Annotated in this window: 18 protein-coding genes and 1 pseudogene; 10 read left to right on the forward strand and 9 right to left on the reverse strand. The window is 72.5% G+C overall.

Annotated elements, in window-relative coordinates; translation table 11 throughout:
- Positions 1–7 precede the first annotated feature (7 nt).
- Positions 8–883: a shikimate dehydrogenase gene (locus AY578_RS00155; protein ID WP_215187914.1), complete on the reverse strand. Its 876-nt coding sequence runs from the start codon at positions 881–883 to the stop codon at positions 8–10.
- A gap of 163 nt (positions 884–1,046) precedes the next feature.
- On the opposite strand from AY578_RS00155, the gene AY578_RS00160 reads away from it, so the two are divergent.
- From AY578_RS00160 to AY578_RS00185, 6 genes are all read left to right on the forward strand, one after another.
- On the forward strand, positions 1,047–1,712 hold the full coding sequence (locus tag AY578_RS00160; RefSeq protein WP_028958937.1) for a TetR/AcrR family transcriptional regulator: 666 nt from the start codon (positions 1,047–1,049) through the stop codon (positions 1,710–1,712).
- A 157-nt stretch (positions 1,713–1,869) separates the two neighbouring features.
- On the forward strand, positions 1,870–3,228 hold the full coding sequence (locus AY578_RS00165) for an MFS transporter (RefSeq protein ID WP_019522989.1): 1,359 nt from the start codon (positions 1,870–1,872) through the stop codon (positions 3,226–3,228).
- Positions 3,229–4,057: 829 nt separating this feature from the next.
- Entirely contained in the window at positions 4,058–4,336 is a 279-nt protein-coding gene (locus AY578_RS00170) for a hypothetical protein (protein WP_136237952.1), read from the forward strand.
- Positions 4,337–4,486: 150 nt separating this feature from the next.
- The gene (locus tag AY578_RS00175) at positions 4,487–5,818 is read left to right on the forward strand and encodes a SpoIIE family protein phosphatase (RefSeq protein ID WP_019522990.1); all 1,332 of its coding nucleotides are present in this window, start codon (positions 4,487–4,489) and stop codon (positions 5,816–5,818) included.
- A 667-nt stretch (positions 5,819–6,485) separates the two neighbouring features.
- Positions 6,486–7,400 (forward strand): YceI family protein, encoded by a 915-nt coding sequence (locus tag AY578_RS00180; RefSeq protein ID WP_026243540.1) that lies wholly within the window; start codon positions 6,486–6,488, stop codon positions 7,398–7,400.
- A gap of 173 nt (positions 7,401–7,573) precedes the next feature.
- Positions 7,574–8,206 (forward strand): YceI family protein, encoded by a 633-nt coding sequence (locus tag AY578_RS00185; protein WP_019522993.1) that lies wholly within the window; start codon positions 7,574–7,576, stop codon positions 8,204–8,206.
- Positions 8,207–8,269: 63 nt separating this feature from the next.
- Here the strand turns inward: AY578_RS00185 and AY578_RS00190 are convergent, their stop codons facing one another.
- From AY578_RS00190 to AY578_RS00200, 3 genes are all read right to left on the reverse strand, one after another.
- Positions 8,270–10,939, reverse strand: coding sequence for an HAD-IC family P-type ATPase (locus tag AY578_RS00190; RefSeq protein WP_019522994.1), 2,670 nt, complete (start codon positions 10,937–10,939; stop codon positions 8,270–8,272).
- A gap of 28 nt (positions 10,940–10,967) precedes the next feature.
- Positions 10,968–11,270 carry a DUF1540 domain-containing protein gene (locus AY578_RS00195; RefSeq protein ID WP_199781905.1) on the reverse strand — a complete coding sequence of 101 codons (303 nt, stop codon included), beginning with the start codon at positions 11,268–11,270 and terminating at the stop codon, positions 10,968–10,970.
- A 191-nt stretch (positions 11,271–11,461) separates the two neighbouring features.
- Positions 11,462–11,887, reverse strand: a complete 426-nt coding sequence (locus AY578_RS00200; RefSeq protein ID WP_019522996.1) for a MarR family winged helix-turn-helix transcriptional regulator — start codon at positions 11,885–11,887, stop codon at positions 11,462–11,464.
- A gap of 84 nt (positions 11,888–11,971) precedes the next feature.
- Between AY578_RS00200 and AY578_RS00205 the strand changes: the two genes are divergently transcribed.
- A complete protein-coding gene (locus AY578_RS00205) occupies positions 11,972–12,616 on the forward strand; it encodes an MBL fold metallo-hydrolase (protein ID WP_258901510.1) in 645 nt (214 codons plus the stop codon).
- Here the strand turns inward: AY578_RS00205 and AY578_RS00210 are convergent.
- Positions 12,607–15,015 (reverse strand): glycoside hydrolase family 65 protein, encoded by a 2,409-nt coding sequence (locus AY578_RS00210; RefSeq protein ID WP_028958932.1) that lies wholly within the window; start codon positions 15,013–15,015, stop codon positions 12,607–12,609. The genes AY578_RS00205 and AY578_RS00210 overlap by 10 nt on opposite strands.
- 47 nt (positions 15,016–15,062) lie before the next feature.
- Positions 15,063–15,938, reverse strand: coding sequence for a universal stress protein (locus tag AY578_RS00215; protein ID WP_026243541.1), 876 nt, complete (start codon positions 15,936–15,938; stop codon positions 15,063–15,065).
- A gap of 96 nt (positions 15,939–16,034) precedes the next feature.
- Between AY578_RS00215 and AY578_RS00220 the strand changes: the two are divergent.
- Positions 16,035–16,697: pseudogene (locus tag AY578_RS00220) on the forward strand (CBS domain-containing protein).
- On the opposite strand, the gene AY578_RS00225 reads toward AY578_RS00220, so the two are convergent.
- The 3 genes from AY578_RS00225 to AY578_RS00235 form a co-directional block, all read right to left on the reverse strand.
- A complete protein-coding gene (locus AY578_RS00225) occupies positions 16,666–17,577 on the reverse strand; it encodes a pyridoxamine 5'-phosphate oxidase family protein (protein ID WP_258901511.1) in 912 nt (303 codons plus the stop codon). The pseudogene AY578_RS00220 and the gene AY578_RS00225 overlap by 32 nt on opposite strands.
- A gap of 122 nt (positions 17,578–17,699) precedes the next feature.
- Positions 17,700–19,052 (reverse strand): nicotinate phosphoribosyltransferase, encoded by a 1,353-nt coding sequence (locus AY578_RS00230; RefSeq protein ID WP_258901512.1) that lies wholly within the window; start codon positions 19,050–19,052, stop codon positions 17,700–17,702.
- A 59-nt stretch (positions 19,053–19,111) separates the two neighbouring features.
- Positions 19,112–19,714, reverse strand: a complete 603-nt coding sequence (locus tag AY578_RS00235; protein WP_161107542.1) for an Rv1733c family protein — start codon at positions 19,712–19,714, stop codon at positions 19,112–19,114.
- 290 nt (positions 19,715–20,004) lie between these two features.
- On the opposite strand from AY578_RS00235, the gene AY578_RS00240 reads away from it, so the two are divergent.
- Positions 20,005–21,525: a bifunctional aminoglycoside phosphotransferase/ATP-binding protein gene (locus tag AY578_RS00240; RefSeq protein ID WP_258901514.1), complete on the forward strand. Its 1,521-nt coding sequence runs from the start codon at positions 20,005–20,007 to the stop codon at positions 21,523–21,525.
- A 125-nt stretch (positions 21,526–21,650) separates the two neighbouring features.
- Complete coding sequence (locus AY578_RS00245) at positions 21,651–22,679, forward strand: alcohol dehydrogenase catalytic domain-containing protein (RefSeq protein ID WP_028958928.1); 1,029 nt, start codon at positions 21,651–21,653, stop codon at positions 22,677–22,679.
- Positions 22,680–22,711 lie beyond the last annotated feature (32 nt).

Here is a 22,711-nt window from a genome sequence, read left to right on the forward strand (position 1 = left end):
CCTCTTCCTACTTCGCGCCCACGGCGCCGGTCAGGTCGGTGATGTCGGCGAGCATCCGAGCGGCGTCCGCTTCCCTCCCGGTGAACAGCTGGAACGCGTCCGCGGCCTGGAAGACGGCCATGCCGCCGCCGTCGAGCGTCCTGCAGCCCCGGGCGCGTGCGGTGCGCAGCAGTTCGGTCTCCAGTGGGCGGTAGACGACATCGGCGACCCACAGCCCGGGACGGAGCAGTTCGGCGGGCAGCGGCAGCCCGGGGTGTGCGGCCATGCCGGTGGGGGTGGCGTGGACGATGCCGTCGGCGGTGGTCAGCAGCCCGGGCAGCCGGTCGGCGGCGGCGTGGGCGGCGCGGCCGTGTCCGAAGTGCCGGTTCAGCGAGGCGGCGAGGTCGGCGGCCCGGTCGGGCACGGCATCGACGACGGTGACGTGGCCGGCGCCGAGGTTGAGCGTGGCGTGGGCGACGGCCGCGCCCGCGCCGCCCGCACCGAGCTGCACGATCCGCTCCACGGGTGCGTCGGGCAGTCCGCGGGCGAAGGACGCGGCGAAGCCGGTGACATCGGTGTTGTGGCCGGTGGTGCGGCCGTCGTCGTCGAAGACGACGGTGTTGACGGCTCCGAGCGCCTGCGCCTGCGGGGCGAGGGCGTCCAGGTGCCCGATGACGTGCTGCTTGCACGGGTGGGTGATGTTCAGGCCGTCGAAGCCCAGGTCCCGGGCGGCGCGCAGCAGGTCGCCCACTGCTGTGGGCGGGACGCCGAGGGCGTCGATGTCGATCAGCCGGTACACGTAGCGCAGACCCTGCCGGTCGGCCTCCCGCTCGTGCAGTGCGGGGCTGAGCGACGGGCCGATGCCGGAACCGATCAGTCCGACGAGATACGAGTCCTTGGCCACCGGGGAACGACCTCCTGAACGGCTCGGCTGGCATCCGAGCGGCTAATGTACGAACCAGTACGTTAGTCATAGCAGGAGGTTGCGTCCGACGGGAAGAAGGCAGGCAAGAAGTAGGAGCCTTCTACAATCACCGGCAGGCCCCGCCCGCAGCCGAAGGAACCTGATGACCAGCGTCGACGAACCGGCACGAACCGGCGCGCGCACCCGCGACGCCGCCCGCACCCAGGCCGAGATCCTCGACGTCGCGACGCGGGAGTTCGCCCGGGCCGGCTACGACGGGGCCCGTGTCGACGAGATCGCCGCACAGACCCGCACCACGAAACGGATGATCTACTACTACTTCGGCGGCAAGGAACAACTGTTCACGGCCGTGCTGGAGCGGGCGTACGGCGTGATCCGGGAGGCCGAGCAGGAACTCGACGTCGACCACCTGGACCCGGTGGCCGCCATCCGGCGCCTGGCCGAACTGACCTTCGACCACCACGAGCGGCACCCCGACTTCATCCGCCTGGTCAGCATCGAGAACATCCACGACGCCGCGCACATCGCATCCTCGGAGATGCTGGCCAGCATCGGCTCCCCGGCACTCGACGTGATCCGCCGCATCCTGGAGGAGGGGCAGCGCACCGGCCTCTTCAGGGCCGACGTCGACGCCGTCGACCTCCACGCCATGATCAGCTCCTTCTGCTTCTTCCGCGTCGCCAACCGGCACACCTTCGGCGCCCTGTTCGGCCGCGATCTGGTCGCCCCGGAGCAGCGGGAACACTACCGGGCGATGCTGGGCGACATGGTGATCGCCTACCTGACGGCGGAGCGTACGGCGGTCTGAGCAGCCCGGCAGCGGGGGCGGCGGCACCTCTTGACAGGCGGGAAACCTACGCGCAACATCCCTTCCCAGCCGCGACTAACTACCCAGTGGGTTAATTAGCGTGCCTCAACCCCTCCGCTCTCTCCGCCTACGGTGGAGTCCCCCGAAGGAGCACGGCGTGTCAGTCCCCGCCTCCGCGCCCCACGACGCCGCACCGCCCGGTCAGCCGAAGAAGGCGGCACTCGCCGCCTGGATCGGCAGCGCGCTCGAGTACTACGACTTCTTCATCTACGGCAGCGCGGCCGCGCTGATCTTTCCCGACGTCTTCTTCGACGAGTCCGACCCGGCCACCGCGACCCTGCTGTCACTGGCCACCTTCGGAGTCGCGTACGCCGCCCGCCCGGTCGGCGCGTTCTTCCTCGGCCACATCGGCGACCGTATGGGCCGCAAGAAGATCATGGTGTTCACGCTGATCCTCATGGGCGTGTCGACCTTCGTCATCGGCTGTCTGCCCACCCGCGACCAGGTCGGCACCCTGGCCCCGGTCCTGCTGGTCCTGTGCCGTGTCCTGCAGGGCATATCAGCGGCCGGCGAGCAGGCCAGCGCCAACTCCATGACCCTGGAACACGCTCCGGCGCACAAACGCGGCTTCTTCACCAGCTTCACCCTCAGCGGCACGCAGGGCGGCCAACTGCTCGCCACCCTGGTCTTCCTGCCCGTCGCCGCTCTCCCGGAGGAGCACCTGCTGGCCTGGGGCTGGCGCGTGCCGTTCTGGCTGAGCGTCCTGGTCGCGATCGTCGGCTACGTCATCCGCCGCAAGCTCGACGAGACGCCGGCCTTCGCCCAGCAGGCCGGCACGGAGGGTGTCGCGAAGATGCCGCTGGCCGTGCTGGCGCGCGATCACTGGGCGGACGTCCTGCGGGTGGTCGCGGGCGCGCTCATCGCCTCGGTCAGCACGATCTTCACGGTGTGGGCACTGGCGTACGCCACGAGTGACACGGTCGGCATGTCCCGTACGGCGATGCTGTGGGTGGGCGCCCTCGCCAACGTCGCCGCGCTCGCCGCGATCCCGCTGTGGGCGATGCTGTCCGACCGGATCGGCCGGCGTCCGGTGTACCTGATCGGCGCGGTCGGCAGCGCGGTGACGATGTTCCTGTACCTGTGGGCGATCTCCACCGGCTCCTACCCGCTGACGTTCCTGACCGGCATCGTCGCCTTCGGTGTCGTCTACAGCGCCGCGAACGGTGTGTGGCCCGCCTTCTACGGGGAGATGTTCTCCACCCGGGTCAGGCTGTCCGGCGTGGCGATCGGCACTCAGATCGGCTTCGCGGTGGCCGGGTTCGCGGTCACCTTCGCCGCGCAGATCGCGGGTCCGGACGGCGACAACTGGCTCGCGGTGGCGCTGTTCACGGCGGCGCTGTGCGTCCCGCCGGTGATCGCCGCGCTCTCGGCCCGCGAAACCCACAAGGTCTCCACGGAGGAGCTTGGCAAGCCGGCCCGCCGTAACGCGGCAGAGCCGGAGACCGTGACGGCCTGACGCCCTCCGCCCGGCCGCCGACCCGAGTCGGCGGCCGGGCTCAGGCGACGCCCTGGGGCGAGCTCGTGTGCGACAGCCGTCAGGGCCCGGACGTGCGGACCGAGCGGAGTGGATCGTACGTGCGGGGTCCGGCGACGACGGAACCGGCCGCCACGTGCTCGGCGACCGAGGGATGCGCCGGGGCGCTTCGAGCCACCGCGACGGCGGAGCGCTGGTTCAAACACGCCGGCGCGGCAAGGCGGGCACCGGGGACGCTGTGACGCAGCACGACAGTTCGCGAGCGAGTTGCCGGTGACGCTCCGTGCGGTGGCCCGGAGTGCGGTCCTGTCCCCGCGTTGTGCAGGCAGTCCGGCTCTTCTGTTGGCGCGTGTGTCAGCGTCCCCGGCGGTCCTCGGCGACCATCTCCGCGTACAGCCGCGGTGCGGCGGAGATCCACATAAGGCAGTGAGTCGCTGCACCAGGGATGGTGGGGGAAACTGGTGCACATGAGCGTGGCTCCTCCGCGTTCCCAGGGAGTCGGCACACCGACTGCGGTGGTCGGATGAGCCGGTTTCCCTGGGCCGTCCAGGAGTATCGCGGCCTGGCCGGCGGATCGGGGCATCACAATCGAAACGCTTCCCGCCGAGGCTGTGGACGATCCGAGCGGGCGGCGCGCTCGTCACAGTCGGTGCGGCCCACGACATGGCGTGGCTGCCCCAGGTTCAGGCCTTCGTCCACCCGAACACCCCTCTGCTCGCCGCGACGGGACGTATGACCCTTCAGCGTGGAAGGGGCCGGCTGCTCCGCGTGGTGCATGGAAGGCATTGGTCGCCAAGGAGGAAAGACATGCGTGATCGACGACTGGGTCGACCGGCTGCCTCCCCGTGGTCACGGCCTGTTCCCGGGTGTCGGAGAACCTGATCACCTGACGCGGGGCGGACGTGTGAGGGTCCGGGCGTGGCTGCGCTACGGCGACTGCCGCGACTGGCCCGCCGTCGACACCGCAGCGCGGGAGATCAGTGGTGGCACGGACCGCCGCCGGCACGAGAAGGCGGAGGAGACCCAGTACCGATTGTCCGGCGATGCTCGCCGTGGTCTGCGGGCCGCCGACCATGACCGCTGCGATTGATCTTGCCGTGGTCGCCCATCGCCGTGCAGCGAGATCTGATCCGCAGCCGCCCCCCTCCTTGGCACGGTTCCGGGCGGTGGCGTGTGCGGGCCGGGCTCTCGCGAAGGCAGCAGGCAGGGCTTCACCCGTATGCGAAGGAAGGAGCTGCGCATGAGCCCGCAGGACAAGAGCCATGACGACTTCGTCCCGCCGACGAACGGCCTGAACGAGAAGAATATGGACCAGCTGGCACAGGACCTTCAGCAGGTCACCCAAGCGCACGGGCGGGTGCAGGATCTGCTGAACGCGGTCCTTCTGATCAGCAGCGAGCTGGACCTCAACCTCGTCCTGCACAAGATCACCGACACCGCGCGGCGCCTGGTCGACGCCCGTTACGGGGCCCTGGGCGTCCTCGGGCCGGACGGCGAGTTCACGGACCTGATCACATCCGGGGCCGGCGCGGACCTGACCGCCCGGCTCGGCGGCACCCTCCCGCACGGCACCGGTCTGCTCGGCACCCTGGTGCGTGACCCCCGGCCGCTGCGCGTCCAGGACCTGGCGAACCACCCCCAGGCCGCCGGCTTCCCCGAGGGCCACCCGCGGATGCGTACCCTGCTGGGGGTGCCCATCCGGGTCCGCAACACGATCTACGGGAACCTTTACCTGACGGACAAGGCCGACGGCGGCGCGTTCACGGACGACGACGAGGCCGTCGTCACCGGTCTGGCGAGTGCGGCCGGTGTGGCGATCGAGAACGCACGCCTGTACGAGCGGCTGTGTCGGGGAATCGAGGATTTCCAGCGGCGCCTACTGCCGCAGAAGCCGAATGTGGACGGCTTGGAGCTGCACGCGTACTACCAGCCGTCCACCGAGGCGCCGCGCGTCGGGGGTGACTGGTACGACTTCATCCGCACCCCCGATCGCGTGCCATGCCTGATGCTCGGCGACGTCATGGGGCACGGCGTCCCCGCCGCGGCAGCGATGAGCCGGATCAGCAACATGCTCCGGGTCCTCGCCTTCGACCAGCAGCAACCGCCCAGCCGCATCCTGCACCGCCTGGACACCGTCCTGCACGAACTGCACGGCGGCCCGATGGCCACCGTCATCATCGCCCGTCTCGAACCCGAGGGCACCGGCCGCCGCCTGCGATGGGCCAGCGCCGGCCACCTTCCTCCTCTCCTGGTCACCCCGGGCCGCGAAGCCTCCTACCTGCACGCCGACACCGGCCTGCCGCTCGGCGTCGACCCCGACATCCCCCGCCGCGACCACGAACAGCACCTCCCTGCTGGAACCACCGTGCTGCTGCACACCGACGGCCTGGTCGAACAGCGCGGCGCATCCCTCGACGCCGGTATGGCCGAAGCCGCCGGCATCGCAGCCACCCGTGTCGGCGAACCCCTCCCCGACCTCGTCGACGCCCTCATCAGCGCCCGCGCCGGTACGTTCGAGGACGACGTCGCACTCCTCGCCGCCCGCATCTCCCCCAGCCCGGGCAGCAGTTGACCCCCCGCCGCCGGGCCACATCCGCTACCAGCCGCAGAGCGAGCCGCTCGCCCGCACGCCCCGCCGGCAGGACCGGGCGAGGTGCGGACGGGAACGGATCTCGAAACCCTCCGGACGCAGCTGGTTCACCGCGGCGTCCACGACCGGGCGTTGAGGGTCGAGGACCGGCCCGGCGCGCCGTCCGGTCCTCCACCCCGTCCCCATGGCGCTGGTTCGAGCTGCAGGCCTGGCCCAGTCGTGGACAATCTTTCGGGCCGTCGCGAGGCGGCCCGAGGGCCGGCTCGGCCGCGCCTGTCACCATGCCTGCTCAGCCGGCGCCTTCACGCGCTGCCCGCCTCCTGCGTCAGGCCCGTGACGGAACAGCGGACGCCTTGTGAATATCGCTGTCATCTGTTGTGCCCTTCACCACAGCGTGCCTGCAAAGCAGCAGGGCCGAGGCGGGTGGATATGACCCGTCGATGTGCTGAATTGTGCACCCACATCGACCAGCCAGAGGCTGAACTGCGTCGACAGTGGGGCGAGTCACCTGGTCGCGGACGACTTTATGATCATCTATGGACTCGCGTCGCTCTGTCCGTCCACCCGTTGCCGGTGATCCTTGACGATCGCGAACACAACCCGTTGACCGGCCGCGCGATGGGGATGCACATGAAGAAAGGTGAACTCCATGGCTCTCGGCCTGCTCCGACGGCGGCGCCCCCGCAGTGGCTCCGGTGCCGGACCGAGCTTCTCGGTCCCCTTGCCGCCTGCCGCGGGCGCGTTCGGCTTCGAGGTCGTCGATCCCTTCGGACAGCCCCTGGGCGGAGCCGACGTCACCGTGACCGCGCTGGACAGCCACCGGGTGGTGACCCATGGCACCACCGATCCCCACGGATACTTCATGGCGACGCTGCCCCCGGGCTCCTACAGCGTGATGACCATGGCCGAGGGCCTGTCGCCCTCCCGCCAGAACCTCGACATCGCCGCCGGAGTGGCCCTGGCGCCGGAGCGTGTCACACTCCAGCACGCCCGCCAGCTGGAGCTTCCGACAGCCGGCACCTGGCTGTTCGACCCTCCGCACACCGCGATCCGGTTCATCGCCAAGCACGTGGGCATGGCCCATGTCCACGGCCGGTTCACCCGTTTCCAGGGCAGTATCCGCATCGCGCCGAACATGGACGACTCCCGTGTCTCGGTGCGCATCGACGCCTCCAGCATCACCACGGGCAACAACACCCGTGACAACCACCTGCGTTCCGCCGACTTCCTGGACGTCGAGCGCTACCCGTACATCGACTTCACCAGCACCCGGTTCGCTCACCGCGGCGGCTCCAAGTGGACTCTGCACGGCACGCTCACCATGCACGGCACCAGCCGGTCCGTCGGCCTCGACACCACCTACCTCGGAACGGTGAACGGCGGCTACGACCAGGAACTGCGCTGCGCGGCACTCGCCAAGGCGGAACTGCACCGCGAGGACTTCACCCTCAACTGGCGCTCCATGCTGGCCCGCGGCATCGCCGTCGTCGGCCCCACCGTCCAGCTGGAACTGGACGTACAGGCGATGTACCGCACCCACGACACCCCCACGCCCCCGGAGTAGACCGCACACGGAGGCGTCTGACGTGGGCGCTGCGGTCCCGCCCTGGCCTCCCCGTGGTCCCGAAGGGCACGGTTCCGGGCTGATCCCGCAGAGCACCCCCCGCATCGAGTCGGTCCCGCAGCCGCACAGCCGACCTCAGCACCGAGCGATCAGATGAGAAAGGGCTCAAGAGCATGAACATCTTCAGCCGTCGCCAGTCCGCCGTCGTCGAGCCGGCCCCGGCCTTCGGCACCGCCGCCGCGGAGCCCGCGCTCGATCCCGCGCTGCGCGCCCTGACCGGGCACTGGACCATCGATCGCCCGCACAGCCGGATCGGATTCTCCGTGCGGCACGCCATGGTGACGACGGTTCGGGGCGCCTTCACCGACTACGACAGCACGCTCTACTTCGACGGGGCGCGGCCCTCCCAGTCGCGGGCCGAACTCGTCATCCGGGTCGCCAGCGTCGACACCGGCGTGGAACAACGGGACGCGCACCTCGTCGGCCGCGACTTCTTCGACGTGCGCCGTTACCCGGAGATGGTGTTCCGGAGCACCTCCACCGTCCACGAGGGCGGGGAAACCTTCCGCATGACCGGGGATCTGACCATCCGCGACGTCACCCGGCCTGTGGAACTGCAGCTCGACTACCTCGGCTCGGTCGTGGATCCGTTCGGTTACGAGCGGACCGGCTTCGACGGCACCACCACGATCGACCGCACCGAGTGGGGTCTGGTCTACAACCAGCGACTCAAGGCGGGCGGCACCATGGTGAGCGAGAAGGTGCGCCTTCAGTTCGACATCTCCGCGGTCCGGTTGGCGTCGTAAGCAGTCATCAGCAGCCCCGGCATCGCCAGGACCGCTCAAGGGGGGTCGGGGAACGCGGGCCGGTCACGTCGCGCGGGAGGCGTGCCGTGACGGCCCGTTCCGTGGCCGCGTGACGCCCCCGTGACGCTCCGGCCACCAACGCCTCTGCACACGCATCACCGCATAACCCAGCGCCGACAGCGCGCACGCGATCGCCAGGTCACCCGGCGACAGCGGCTCCGTGCCCAGCAGGTCCTGCAGGAACGGCACGTACACGCCGGCCACCTGCAAGACCAAGGCCGTGCCCACGGCCGCCAGGAGGAAGGGGTTGGCCAGTGTGCCCGGGCGGACACGGGAGCCCAGGGCCACTCCCATCTGGGTCGCGCCCAGCACCAGGAAGATCATCGTCTGCCAGGGGCGGTCCGTCTCCTTCGCCCAGACTCCGACCACCAGCGTCACCACCGCGATGAACGCCCCGAGGAGCAGGACCCGAGGCCACAGCCCCGCTCCCAGCACGCTCTCCTCCGGCGGCCGGGGCGGGCGGCGCATCGCCTCGGGAGCGACCGGCTCCGCGCCCAGGGCCACGCCCGGCAGGCCGTGCGTCAGCAGGTTGATCCACAGGATCTGCGCCGGCAGCAGAGGCAGCGGCATGCCCAGGAACGGACCCAGGAGCATGACCACGATCTCGGCCATGCCGCCGGCCAGGCCGTAGAGCAGGAAGCGGCGCACGTTGTCGTACACCCGGCGCCCCTCCTCGACCGCCGACACGATCGTGGCCGGGTTGTCGTCGGCCAGGACCAGGTCGGCCGCCTGACGGGCCACCTCCGTGCCGCGCCGCCCCATCGCGACCCCGATGTCGGCGCGGCGCAGTGCCGGGCCGTCGTTGACCCCGTCGCCCGTCATCGCCACCACCTGGCCGGCGCCCCGCCAGGCCTCGACGATGTCCAGCTTCTGCTCCGGCGTGGTGCGGGCGTACACGCGGACGTCGGTCAGTGCGCCGGCGGTGCCTTCCCGGATGTGCTGCCCCGTCGTGATCTCGTGGTCCCGGCCCGTGGTGATGCCCAGGCGCGTGGCCACCGCCCGTGCCGTCAGCGGATGGTCGCCGGTGATGAGGACGGGGACGATGCCGGCGTTCCTGCACGCGGTGATCGTCGGCTCCGACGCGGTGCGCGGAGGGTCCAGGATGCCGACCAGGCCCAGCAGGGTCAGGCCGGATTCCCAGGTACCGGTGGGTTCTTGTGCGCCCGGGTGGTCGGCCGTGGCCACCGCGAGTACGCGGTAGCCGTCCCGCGCCAGCTTCTCCGCCTGGGTCGCCGCCCGGGCGAGCAGGTCCGGGCCGTCCGCCAGGATCGACGGACGGAGCAACGCCTCCGGCGCCCCCTTGCACGCCACCCTGACCGTCCCGTCGGGCCCGCGGTGGACCGTCGTCATGCGTTTACGCCCGCTGTCGAACGGGATCTCCGCGATGCGCGGCCACTCCCGCAGCAGCGCCGCCTGCTCCAGGCCGAGCCGTGCTCCCGCCACGAGCAGGGCCGCCTCGGTGGGGTCTCCCAGTGCCTTCCACTCCCCCTGCCCCTGCGGGCCGTCCGGTGACGGCTCCAGCGCCGCGTCGTTGCACAGCATCGCCGTGCTCAGGAGTGCCGCCAGGTCGGGGGCGTCGCCGGCCGTCACCGTGCGGCCGTCCCGGACGACCCGGCCCCTCGGCTCGTACCCGGTGCCCGACACCGTGGCCTCCCCGGCCGGCGTCCACAGCCGTTCGGCCGCCATACGGCCCTCGGTCAACGTGCCCGTCTTGTCGGTGGCGATCACCGTGACCGAGCCCAGCGTCTCCACCGCCGGCAGCCGGCGCACGATCGCGTGCCGGTCCGCCATCCGCCGCGCCCCCAATGCGAGCGCGAGCGTGACCACGGCGGGCAGCGACTCCGGGACGGCGGCGACCGCCAGGCTGATCGCGGCCACGATCATCAGCTCCACCGGCTGTCCGCGTACCAGGCCCAGGGCCAGGACCAGCGCGCACAGCGCCACGATCACGGCCGCCAGTACGCGGCCGAACTGGGCCAGCCTCCGCTGCAGCGGCGTGGGGCCGGGCGCGGTCCGCATCAGCCCCGCGATACGGCCCAGCGCGCTGTCGGACCCCGTGGCCGTGACGACGGCCCGGCCCCGCCCGTGGACGACGACCGTGCCCGCCGACACCCTGCCCCTCGACGCATCGCCGTCGGCATCCCCGCCCGGCGCCTTCTCCACCGGCACGGACTCGCCCGTCAGCGAGGACTCGTCCGTCAGCAGGGCCGCCGCGGCCACGACGTCGCCGTCCGCGGGCACGATGTCGCCCTCGGCCAGCAGGACGACGTCACCGGGCACCACCTCGGCCGCAGGAAGGGAGCGTTCCGCGCCGTCGCGTACGACTCTCGCGGTCGGTGCGCTCAGGGCCGACAGGGCGCGTACGGCCTGTTCCGCCCGGACCTCCTGCACGACGCCCACCGTAGTGTTGACCATGATGACGAAGAGGATCACGGCGGCGTCGGAGAGGTCGCCGGTGGCGATCGTGAGGACCGCGGCCACCAGCAGCACGAGGATCAGCGGGTCGCGCAGTTGCTGCAGCACCCGCCGCCACACGGGCGTGCGCGGCTCCTCCGGGAGCGCGTTCGGGCCGTGGCGTGTCAGCAGGCGCGCGGCCTCGGCGGACGACAGCCCTTCTGCCGGAGGCGTGCGCGACGGCGGCCCGTCGTACGGAGGGGACGGCCGCTCGCTCACGCGCCTCACGTGGTCCGACGTGCTGGTCTCACTTCCGTGCGTAGGTCAGGCAGTCCACCTGCTCGTCCTCGTAGCCCACGGTGATGGCCGGGGCGTGGCACTCGAGTCCGTCGTTGTGGCGGCAGTCGGCCATCTTGCACGCGCCGACCCTGCCGGTGGTCGACGGTTCACCGCCCTCGAGGTCGGCGCCCATGAACGTGTCGCAGACGGGACTGTCGAGGTCCCCGACGGTGATCGCCGCGGCGTGGCAGGCGTGGTCGTGGTTGTAGGCGCAGCCCTCGGCCGCGCATTCGCTGATGACGGGCAGTTGCATGACGGGTGCTGCTGCCATGGCGGATCGCCCTTCTCGTGAGATCGTGCGGAGCCTCCGGGACTCGCGGCACGGCATCCCTTCGGGCCGGCCGCTCGCGACATACGCCGCTCGCGACTTCCTCGGAGTGCTCCTTTCCTGTCTTCCACTGTCCGCGACGGCGCAGGGGTGCGCACGTCCGCAGGAGGGGCGGCGGTCGGGAACCCCGCGGGCTACTTGCCGTGGAGGTGCGTGCTCAGGCGTGACAGCAGGGGCAGCGCCGCTTCGAGCGTCCTGCGTTCGTCGGCGTCGAGGACGTCGTTGATCGCGGCGCCGAGCCAGTCGGCGCGCCGTCGGCGTTCTTCGGCCAGACGGTCTCGGCCCGCCTGCGTGAGGTGGAGCAGCAGCTTGCGGCCGTCGCCGGGGTGGGCCTCGGTCCGTACGAGGTTCTGGGCCAGGAGGTCCTTGACGGTCTTGGCGGCCGACTGGTGGGTGACTCCGCGCTGCTGTGCGATCTCGGCGGTGGTCATGGGGCCGGCGCGGTCCAGGTAGCCGAGGACGGCGGACTCGCCTGGCGGCATCGTGTCGGCGGCGCGCACCGTGCGTACGAGGTGGCCGATGGTCAGGCGGAGTTCCTCGGCCAGATGTTTGTCGTCCATGACCGTCACTTTACCTGTTTATGTCAATCGAGTTGTACAGTCTGGTTGTAGATATGTGCCGACGACGGTCCGGAAGGCCCCACCGTGAAACTCACCAAGCACGCCCATGCCTGCGTCTCCCTCGAGAAGGACGGCACCCGTCTGGTCGTCGACCCCGGCACGTTCACGCCGGACGCGGCCGAAGCCGTAGCCCAGGCCGACGCCGTGCTGATCACCCATGAACACTTCGACCACTTCGACGCACAGGTCGTCGCCGCCGCCCTGGAAGCGCGGCCCGGCCTGCACGTCTACGGCACCGCCGCCGTCGCGGCCGCCCTCGGCAGCCATGACGGGCGCGTGCACGTCGTCGCCGCGGGTGACACCTTCCGCGTCGGGTCCGTCACCGTCGGCGTGCACGGCCACCTGCACGCGCGGATCCACCCCGACATCCCGTGCCCCCACAACGTCGGCTACCTCCTGGACGACGGCGCCGTCCACCATCCCGGCGACGCCTACTGCGTGCCCGACGCCCCCGTGCGCACCCTGCTGCTGCCGACCAGCGGTCCCTGGACGAAGCTCGGTGAGGCGGCCGACTACGTCCGCGCCGTCAAGCCCGAGCGTGTCGTCGAGATCCACGAACTCATGCTCAGCGAGCTGGGCCGGCAGTCCACCGCCCGTCTGCTCGGCGAGAACGGGCTGACCGGCATCCCGGTCGAGCACCTTGAGCCCGGTGCCACCGTTCAGGTCTGAGACTCCCCCGCGTCTTCGCTGAGGGTCCGGGTCTCCCCCGGTGCCACCGTCACCGTGCGCCCGGCCAGGACCACGCGGATCGGTGACTCCTCCGATTCCGGCACCTCGATCTCGATCTCCCCCTCGCGGCGGCGCACGCCGATGCCCCAGTGGCCGCGGTAGCGCAGGGAGAAGCTGTACTCCGACAGGGCGGGCAGCGGGACCGGGTCGAGGTGGAGGGCGTCCTCGCGGGTCTCCAGGCCGGTCAGCCCCCGCTGCACCAGGTCGAGGGTGCCCGCCATGGCGCCGAGGTGGATGCCCTCGCCCGTGGTGCCGCCCTGGATGTCGGCGATGTCGGCCTCCAGTGCCTCACGGACGTAGCGCCATGCGTCGGCCCGTCGGGCGCGGGCGAGGACGAGGCCGTGGACGAGGCCGCTGAGGGTGGAGCCGTGGCTGGTGCGCCGCAGGTAGTGGTCGACGGTCCTGCGCCACGTCGCGTCGTCGAGGTCATAGCCCAACCGCTCGAACAGGCCGTGCAGTTCGGCGGGTGAGAAGAGATGGCCGAGCATCAGGACGTCGGCCTGCTTGGACGCCTGGTAGCGGTTCACGGAGTCGCCCTCGGCCTCGAGGATGCGGTCGAGACGCCGGATGCCGGGATAGCGGGCGCGGTAGGCGTCCCAGTCCAGCTCGGCGAGGTCGCCGTAGCCGTCGAACTGGCTGATGACACCCTGGTGGAACGGCACGCGCAGTTTGCGGGAGACCTCCTCCCACTCGGGGAGTTCACCGGCGTCCAGGCCTATGCGTTCGAAGAGTTCCTCGCGCCGCCAGGCCGGGACGCGCCGCACCAGGTCCAGCGCCCGGCACAGCACCCAGGCGGCGGTGACGTTGGTGTACGTGTTGTCGTCCAGGCCGGGGCGGTCGGCGTCCGGGTAGCGGTCGTGGTACTCGTCGGGGCCGACCACGCCCCGGATGCGGTAGCGGCCGGTGCCGGGGTCGTACTCGGCGCCGTCCGCCCAGAAGCGGGCGATCTGCAGCAGCATCTCGGCGCCCTTGGTGTGCAGGTACTCGGTGTCGCCGGTGGCCTCGCAGTACTGCCACACGTTGTAGGCGATCGCCGAGCCCACATGGTGCTGGAGGTGGGAGTGGTCGGGCAGCCAGCGGCCGGAGCGCGGGTTGAGGTGCAGCTGCTGGGTTTCCTCACGGCCGTCGCTGCCGGACTGCCACGGGTACATGGCCCCGCTGCGGCCCGCCGCGCGGGCGGCCCGGCAGGCTCTCGGCAGGCGGCGGTGACGGTAGTCGAGCAGGGCCCGCGAGACCTCCGGGAAGTGCAGGTTGAGGTACGGCAGGACGAAGAGCTCGTCCCAGAAGACGTGCCCCCGGTACGCCTCCCCGTGCAGACCCCGTGCGGGTACCCCCACGTCCAGGTCGGCGGTGTTGGGCGACAGCGTCTGCAGAACGTGGAACAGGTGCAGTCGCAGGATGCGGCCCGCCTCGCCCGGCACGCGGATGTCGGCGCCGCGCCACAGGCGCGCCCACGCCGTGGTGTGCGAGGCGAGGAGCGCCGGGAGGTCGTCGGCCGCGGCCACGCGGTCGAGCGCGGCGCCGAGGGGGTCGGCGATCGCCCGGTCGCGGGAAGTGTGCAGGGCCACCGTCTTGTCGACGACGGCGGGCCGGCCGGGGCCGACCGGCACGACCAGCCGGTGCACGACCCCGCGGTGGGAGGAACGGATCTCCGACGTCGTGGCCGGTTCGGAGGTGACCGTGCGGGCGGCCATGGCGATGCCGATGTCGGAGGCGCTGGTGCGGCAGTTCAGCCAGGCCGTGTCCGGCGCGGAGGCGCCGGAGTGCATGCGGACCAGGTGGTGGCGGGCCAGCGACCGGTAGCGGCGGACGTTGCTGTTGGTGACGTCGCCGTCGAGGGCCGACTCCACCTCGATCTCCCCGGTCCAGTCCTCGGCCGTGACGACGGTCCGCAACGCGGCGAGGTGCGGGTCCACCATGTGCACCAAGCGGACCTGCTCCACCTCCAGCACGCCCGCCCCGTGCGCCTGGTAGCGGAATCTGCGGGTGAGGACGGCCCGGCGCAGGTCCAGGGTGTGCCGGTGGCCGAGCAGGTGCCGGGTGTCCGGGGAGAACCAGGGGCCCGTCGCCCCGTCGGGGAAGCGCGGACGGAAGCGCAGCGGCAGCCAGTTGGGGAGGTTCACCATGTCCTCGTTGACCACCTGGCGTCCCGCGACGGTGGACTCGAGGCGGTTGTACACACCGGCGGCGTAGGTGCCGGGGTAGTGCAGCAGGCCCGCCCGGCTCTCGGGCACGGCGCCCCGGGTGGCGAAGCACCCGTTGCCGAGCGTGCAGAGCGACTCCCGCAGCCGTTCCCCGCCCGGGACGTACCCCTCGTACTCCCAGGTCCACTCCGACATGCTGTCCTCTCACGGTTGTACGGGGCGCGCGGCAGCACCGTTGCCGGTCAGCTCCGTTGGGGGACAACGGCCACCGGGCACGCGGCGTGGTGCAGCAGCGCGTGGGCCACCCGGCCGAGCTGCAGCCCCAGGTGGCCGTGGCGCCGCCGCGCCCCCACGACCAGCAGGTCGGCGTGGGTGGAGGCCTCCTGGAGCACATGGTGGGCGGGACCTTCGACCGTCCGCCGGTTCACGTCGGTCCCGGGATGCTCGCGGACCGCCTCGGCGAGCGCGTCGGTGAGCAGCGCGAGGGCGTGTTCCTCGCGTACGCCTGCGGCGTCGTCGACGATCAGCGGGTGGTCGACGTGCTCGTGGGCCGGGCGGCGCCAGGCCCGTACGGCGTCCAGGTCGCAGCCGCGCGCCTCGGCCTCGCGGAGGGCGAACCGTACGGCGGCCGAGCTCTGTGTGGGGTCGGCGACGCCCACCACGACACGGCCGTACCCGCCCTGGCGGTTCCGTTTCTCGCCGCGCACCACGATCACCGGGCAGACGGCACGGGCGGCCACCGTGAGGCTCACCGAGCCGAGCAGCATCCCCGCGACGCCGCCGCGTCCGCGGGAGCCCGTGACCAGGGCGGAGGCCTCGCGGGCCGCGTGCAGGAGCGCCGACACCGCGTCCTCGTTCACGACGCCGGCCGTCACGTCCAGGTCCCGGCGGCGCAGGCGGGCGCGTTCGGCTCCGGCCGCCACGATGGTGTCGGCCATGACCTCCTCGGCGGGGCGGCCGGTGGCGAAGGACGGCACGCGGGTCTCGTACCGTTCCCACAGCGACGCGTGGACGATCCGCAGGGGCAGTCCGAGCCGCGCGGCCTCGTCCACGGCCCAGTCGACCGCCTCCAGGCTGGAGCCGGAACCGTCGACGCCCACGACCAGAGGGAGCTTCACGGTCAGCACCGCCTTCCTGGGTTGCACGGCTGCGTTTCCGGGCGATCGTGGAGGTGAACGGCCGCAGGCAGGCGCGCCGGCCCGAGGAGGATCGCGGTGCCCGGCACCCCGCACACCGTCAGCGACGTGATGACCCGGACGGTCGTCGCCGTGGGACGCGACGCCTCGTTCAAGGAGATCGTGCGGACCATGCGGCGGTGGAAGGCCGGCGCGATGCCGGTCCTCGACAAGGAGGAGCATGTCGTCGGCGTCGTCTCCGAGGCCGACCTGCTGCCGAAGGAGGAGTTCCGCGACAGCGCCCCGGGCCTCGTGGAGCAGGGCCGGAGCCTGGACGACGTGGCGAAGCCGGGGGTGTGACGGCGGGGGACCTGATGAGCGCCCCGGCGGTCACCGTCCGCCCGGACGCCACGCCGGCGCAGGCGGCCCGGGTCATGGCGGTGCGGCGGGTGAAGCGGCTGCCGGTGGTCGACGAACGCGGCAGGCTGCGGGGGATGGTGAGCCGCGCGGACCTGCTGAAGGTGTTCCTGCGTCCGGACGAGGAGATCGAGGAGGAGGTCCCCCGCACCGTGGTGTCGTACCTGTTCCCGGCCCTGAACCACGGCACCCGCGTGCACGTCACGGATGGGGTCGTCACCCTGGGAGGGGCACATCCGGGACACCTCGCTCATCTCCCTCGCCGTGCGGCTCGCGCGGGCCGTGGAGGGCGTCGTGGACGTCGAACCGCGGCTCACCGGTGAACCGGCCCACCGGCCGGAGTGATGCGCTTGCCGGTGAGCCGCGTCGGCCTGACGGACACCCACTCGTCTCGCGTCCCGCCCGCCCACGGTTCGGTGTGGGCGTGCCGCGCGAGGTTCCGCACGGCGTCGGGGTCGGTGACGGTGGTCGCGGGGCCGACGGCGAGGACGCTCCAGCCTCGGCTCATCGCCTCGTCGACGTGGTCGACCTGGAAGGCGACCTCGTTCCCGGCCGCCGCGGCGGGGAGGGAGCCGGGCCTGGTGCGGAAGACGATCGCGCCGTCCACGACCTCGTAGTTGACCGGGACGACCGCGGGGTGTCCGTCGGGCGCCGTCACGGCGACGCGTCCCACGCCGTGCGTGGACAGCAGCCGCCGGCACTCATCGTCGTCCAGGTCGTCCAGCCGCGGGTGCAGCAGGGCGTGGCCCTGGCCGGGCGGCCGGTCGACGCCTCCCCCGCGGAGCGCGGCGGCGGTGGTGCCGAGCGCGCCGGCCAGGGCGAGGAGGGTCGCTGTGGTCGGTTCGGCGGGCTGTTCCTCGATGTACGCCAGGTACTGGGGCGAGATGCGGGCGCGGCGCGCGGTCTCCTCACGGCTGAGGCCGCGCCGGCGGCGTTCCCCGGCCACGCGGCGGCCGATGTCGCCGGGGTTGGGGGTGCCGGGTGCGGCGGCGTTCTGTTCGGCGGCGTCCGTCCCGGAGGCCGTCTCGTCGCCTTCCGTTTCCAGGTGCTGGATGTGCGCGTCGGGGCCGGGGAACACGAGCGTCACGTCGTCCGTGTCCGACCAGCGCACGTCGTACGGGGGTGTTCCGTCCTCGTGGTGCAGCCCGACGATCTCGCCGTCGCGCCTGACGACGCCGGTGGTCGGACTTTCGACGACGAGCCGGTCGCCGAGGTGAGCGTGCATGGGCGCTGCCCCTCTTCCCGGAGTGGTCCTGTCTCCAACGTGCCACGGGCGGTTCCCCGTCGCATCGCGCGGCCGGTGTACGGCCGTGACACACGCGGGCGGGTCGCGTGGGCCCGTGCGCGTCACACCAGGCCGGCGGCCGCCGTGGTCCGTTCCTCCAGCTCGCGCCGGACGCGCGCCGTGAGGTCGCCGAGCTGCCCGGAGACCGTCGCGCGGGGGGCGACGGGTTGCCTGATCCGGCGGGCCTGCGGCGGCAGCACGGCCAGGTCGGCGGAGAGCCGGTCGCGGCATGCGGCGAGCGTGGCGCGGGGGCCGGTGCGCCGTCCGTCGCGCATCACGGTCTCCAGCAGGGGTTGTGTGCCGTCGGGTGCCGGTTCGCCGGCCAGGGCGATCACGTCGGCGCATCCGGGGCCGCGGAACACCTGCTTGGGTGCGGGCGCCGTGACCTTCGCGGACGACAGTTTCATCACCGGACGGCCGTCGTACTCGACCATCTTGTAGGCGGTGTCCAGGTAGGGGGCGTCGGCCGACACGCCGACACGGGTGCCGACGGCGTAGGTGTCGATCGGGGCGCCGGAGCCGACGAGTTCCTCGACCGCGTACTCGTCCAGGCCTCCGCTCGCGGTGATCCGTACGCCGGGCAGGTCCGCGTCGTCGAGCAGGGCCCGGGCGCGTCGTGCGAGGGCGCCGAGGTCGCCGCTGTCGAGCCGAACCGCCGAACCGGCGTCGTACACCGCGGGGCCGAGGTCCCGCAGGACGCGTGCCGCGGTGCGCACGCCCTCCTCGGTGTCGTAGGTGTCCACCAGGAAGGTCACCGGGCCCGGGTGGGCGCGAGCGAAGGCGCGGAAGGCGTCCTCCTCGGTGGGGAACGCCTCGATGTAGGAGTGGGCCATCGTGCCGACGGCGGGGATGCCGAGTGCGGTGGCGGCGGCCACGTTGCTGGTGCCGGCGAAGCCGGCCATGGCGCCCGCGCGCGCCGCCTCGAACGCGGACCGGGTGCCGTGGGTGCGGCGCAGCGAGAAGTCGACCACCGGATGCCCGGCCGCGGCGAGGACGCAGCGCGTGGCCTTGGACGCGAGGGTGGTCTGGTGGTTGAGCTGGTTGAGCACGTACGTCTCGACGAGCTGCGCCTCGGGCAGGGGCGCGGTCACCTCCAGGAGGGGCTCCCCGGCCAGGACGACCCGCCCCTCGGGGACGGCCCGTACGTCGCCGGTGAACTCCAGGCCCAGCAGGGGCTGGAGGTCGCGCAGCGGCCGGTGCAGCGCGTCGGCGAACGCCTCCACGTCTTCGGGGCCGACGAGCAGGCCGGAGAGGTGGTCGAGGGCGGACTCCAGTCCCGCCGCGACCAGGAAGCCGCGTCCGGGCGGCAGGTCGCGGGCGAAGAGGCTGAACGTGGCGGGTGCGGTCATGCCCTCCCGCAGGTAGGACATGGCCATCGTGACCTCGTACAGGTCGGTGGTCTTGGCGTCGGACATGTGCATCGCCTCTTCCGCCGGGTCCGGCCGGTCTTCCGCCGGCCCCGGCCGCTCTCGTGTCACCGGTGGAAGCGGCCCGCCCACAGGGGTTCGACCTGCTCCCACTCGGCGTCCCACTGGGCGTACCGCCTGCGGTCCAGGGCGTGGCGTGCGCCCACGTGCGCCACGTACACCGCGGCGCCCACGCCGGCCGCCGCCGCGCCGCCCGCGAACCAGCCGGTGGTGACGGCCTGGTTGCGGGTCATCGGGGGCCCGGTGACGTCGCCGTCGCGGGTCACCCACACCCGCACGGTGGAGCCTTCCCTCGTGTCGGGCTTCACCGGGGTGCTGCCCGTCCGCACGGTTCCGTCGTCGTCGGTCCAGCGGATCCGCGCGTGTTCCTTCGCCGTGGCGCCGACGTTCTCGTCGACCGAGCGCACCGTGGCGTCCACCTGGTGCCGCTCGGCCGACTGGGTCTGCACGGTGCGCAGCCCGGACTGGTAGGCGTACTGTCCCGCGCATAGGGCTGCGGCGGGCAGGCCCAGGGCGAGGACCAGCAGCAGGAAGCAGCTGAACCAGGACTCGAGCCGGTCGGCCGGACGCCGCAGCGGGTGCGCCGGCCCGGGTGTGCGGTCCGGATGCGACGGCGGCGGTCCGGACGGACGCGGATCGCGTGCGCTCATGACTCGCCTCCAGCAGATCGCCGGCCGGTCCCCCCTCGTCCTCCTCCCAGCTTGAGGGAAGTGGGCGTACGCGGCACAGGGCCGAAGGTCCCCGGACCGGGTGCCTCGCCGTCCCCGGTCGGCGGGGCGCGGAGGCCGAGAGGCCCGTAGGCGGCGGGGGCCGGGTCGCGGTCTCCTCGAAGTGGAGGGCGTTACGCGTGCCGGTGAGGCGCGCGGGACCGGTGACCTGGACGCGGCGATCCGGCGGCCTTCCGTCCGCCTGCCAGCCGAACGAGCCGGAGGGTACCGTCATGTGGTCGATCGTCACCACCGGGCCGGACCGCCCCCGTGCGGAGGTGTGCGAGACGCACACCGCGGTCCTGTTCTTCGCGGGGGACCGCGTCTACAAGCTGAAGAAGCCCGTCGACCTGGGCTTCCTGGACTACACGACGGTGCCGGCGCGCCGGACGGCGTGCGAGCGGGAGGTGGAGCTCAACCGCCGCTTCTCCCCCGACGTCTATCTCGGGCTGGGTGAGCTGCGCGAGCCCGGCGCCCGGGATCCGGAGCCGCTCGTGGTGATGCGCCGGATGCCCGCGCAGCGGCGTCTGTCCCGCCTGGTGCGGGAGGGGGCGTACGTCGACGACGTCCTGCGGTCCGTCGCCCGGCAGCTCGCGGCCTGGCACGCGCAGGCGCCCAGAGGCCCTGAGGTGGACGAGCAGGGCACCCGGGACGCGCTCGCCTCCCGCTGGGAGGACAGCTTCCGGCAGGTGCGGGAGCTGGCCGGGGACGGTGGTCTGCCGGACGAGGTGCCGGAGGTGGAGCGGCTCGTACGTCGCTATCTGGCGGGCCGCGAGCCGCTGTTCGAGGCACGCATCGCGCAGGGCCGGGTGGTCGACGGCCACGGCGATCTGCTCGCCGAGGACGTCTTCTGCCTCGACGACGGACCGCGTCTGCTCGACTGCCTGGAGTTCGACGACCGTCTGCGCCATGTCGACGGCCTGGACGACGCCGCGTTCCTCGCCATGGACCTGGAGCAGCTCGGCGCGCCCGAGGCGGCGGCGTGGTTCCTCGCGCGGTACGGCGAGTTCTCCGGCGATCCGGCGCCGTCCTCGCTGCGGCACCACTACGTCGCCTACCGCGCGTTCGTCCGCGCCAAGGTGTCCCTCATCCAGGCCCGTCAGGGCGCGCCGGGTGCGGAGGCGGCGTTCCGCCGGCTGGTCTCCACGACGCTGCGGCACCTGCGGACCGCGGACGTCGGTCTGACGCTGGTCGGCGGGCTGCCGGGCAGCGGCAAGTCGACCCTGGCGGGGGCGCTGGCCGACCGGCTGGGGGTCACCCTGCTCAGCAGCGACCGGGTCCGCAAGGAACTCGCGGGCATCCCGGCGGAGCAGTCCGCGGCGGCCGGGTACCGCGAGGGGATCTACACGCCGGAGTGGACGGCGAAAACGTACGCGACGCTCCTCGACCGCGCGCGGGCACTGCTGTCCGCCGGGGAGTCCGTCGTCCTGGACGCCACCTGGTCCGACACGGCCCAGCGGGAGGCCGCGCACCGCGTCGCCGAGCAGGCGGGCGCCGATCTGGTCGCGCTGCGCTGCCGTGTGCCGGGCGAGGTGGCGGCGGCCCGGCTCGACACGCGGACGTCGGGGCCCTCCGACGCGGACGCCTCCGTGGCCGACGCGATGCGGGCCGCCGAAGCTCCCTGGCCGGAGGCCGTGCCGGTCGACACCGACGGTCCGCTGGGCGCCGCGGTCGAGCGGGCCCTGGCCGCCGTAAGCCCGTGGGGCACCGCGCAGGCGCCGGTGTTCCGGCGCCCCTACATGGAGCCCGGCTGACGGCGGCGCCCTGCCGTGCCGATGCCGTCGACGTGTGAGGGCGCGGCCCGTGTCCCCGCTTGCCCGGAGGTTCGTCCCGGGCGACGGTGGACAGGGGCGGCCGCGCCGTCAGGGAGTGGAAGACCATGCGAGCCCTCGTCTACCACGGTCCCGGACGCATCTCCTGGGACACCGTCGCGGATCCCGTGATCGAGGATCCCGGTGACGCCGTCGTGCGTGTCGGGACCACGACGGTCTGCGGCACCGACCTGCACATCCTGCGCGGGGACCTGGCCGAGGTGCCGGCGGGCACGGTCCTCGGCCACGAGGCGGTCGGCGAGGTGGTCGCGACGGGCGACGACGTGCGGCGGCTGCACCCGGGCAACCGGGTCATCGTCTCGTCCGTGTCGGCCTGCGGACGCTGCCGGCCGTGCCGCGACCGCCTGTTCGGGCAGTGCCGCGGGGGCGGCGGCTGGATCCTGGGCCATCTGATCCACGGCACCCAGGCCGAATACGTGCGGGTGCCGTTCGCCGATCACTCGACGCACCGCCTGGCGTTCTCCCCGCCGCCCGACGAGGCGGTCCTGCTCGCAGAGGTCCTCCCCACCGCGTACGAGGTGGGGGTGCGCAACGGCGAGGTCGGCCCCGGGGACACCGTGGTCGTGGTGGGCGCGGGGCCCGTCGGTCTCGCCACGGTGGCGATCGCGCGGCTCTACTCGCCGCGCCGGGTCGTCGCGGTGGACCTGTCCACGGCCCGGCTGGAGGCGGCGGTCCGCATGGGCGCCGACGCGGCCGAGGTGCCGGGGCGGATGATCGCCGAGCTGTACGAGGGGCCGGGCGCCGACGTGGTGGTCGAGGCGTCGGGCGAGCCGGACGGGTTCGTGCTGTGCACGCGCGCCGTCCGCACCGGCGGCCACATCGCCGTCATCGGCACGCCTGGCCGGTCCACCACGCTGCATCTCGAGTCGCTGTGGCGAAAGAACGTGACGATCAGCACCGGCCAGGTCGACACCTCCTCGACGCCCTGGCTGCTGGAGCTGCTGAGGTTCGGACGCCTGCGGGTGTCCCCGCTGCTCACCCACTTCTTCGAGCTGGAACGGGCGGTGGAGGCGTACGAGGTGTTCTCGAAGGGCACGGAGTCGGGGGCGCTGAAGGTCGCGCTGCGTCAGCGGTGAGAGGAACTGACGGTACGCCGGGACCTGCTGTG

Origin of the sequence: Streptomyces thermocarboxydus, from assembly GCF_024760485.1 — a bacterium.
Taxonomy (GTDB): Bacteria; Actinomycetota; Actinomycetes; order Streptomycetales; family Streptomycetaceae; genus Streptomyces; species Streptomyces cellulosae.

Coding starts and splice junctions, on each gene's coding strand:
- AY578_RS00160 (WP_028958937.1), top strand. CDS start 1,047: ATGACCAGCGTCGACGAACCGGCACGAACCGGCGCGCGCACCCGCGAC.
- AY578_RS00175 (WP_019522990.1), top strand. CDS start 4,487: ATGAGCCCGCAGGACAAGAGCCATGACGACTTCGTCCCGCCGACGAAC.
- AY578_RS00180 (WP_026243540.1), top strand. CDS start 6,486: ATGGCTCTCGGCCTGCTCCGACGGCGGCGCCCCCGCAGTGGCTCCGGT.
- AY578_RS00185 (WP_019522993.1), top strand. CDS start 7,574: ATGAACATCTTCAGCCGTCGCCAGTCCGCCGTCGTCGAGCCGGCCCCG.
- AY578_RS00195 (WP_199781905.1), bottom strand. CDS start 11,270: ATGGCAGCAGCACCCGTCATGCAACTGCCCGTCATCAGCGAATGCGCG.
- AY578_RS00200 (WP_019522996.1), bottom strand. CDS start 11,887: ATGGACGACAAACATCTGGCCGAGGAACTCCGCCTGACCATCGGCCAC.
- AY578_RS00210 (WP_028958932.1), bottom strand. CDS start 15,015: ATGTCGGAGTGGACCTGGGAGTACGAGGGGTACGTCCCGGGCGGGGAA.
- AY578_RS00225 (WP_258901511.1), bottom strand. CDS start 17,577: ATGCACGCTCACCTCGGCGACCGGCTCGTCGTCGAAAGTCCGACCACC.
- AY578_RS00230 (WP_258901512.1), bottom strand. CDS start 19,052: ATGTCCGACGCCAAGACCACCGACCTGTACGAGGTCACGATGGCCATG.
- AY578_RS00235 (WP_161107542.1), bottom strand. CDS start 19,714: ATGAGCGCACGCGATCCGCGTCCGTCCGGACCGCCGCCGTCGCATCCG.
- AY578_RS00240 (WP_258901514.1), top strand. CDS start 20,005: ATGTGGTCGATCGTCACCACCGGGCCGGACCGCCCCCGTGCGGAGGTG.
- AY578_RS00245 (WP_028958928.1), top strand. CDS start 21,651: ATGCGAGCCCTCGTCTACCACGGTCCCGGACGCATCTCCTGGGACACC.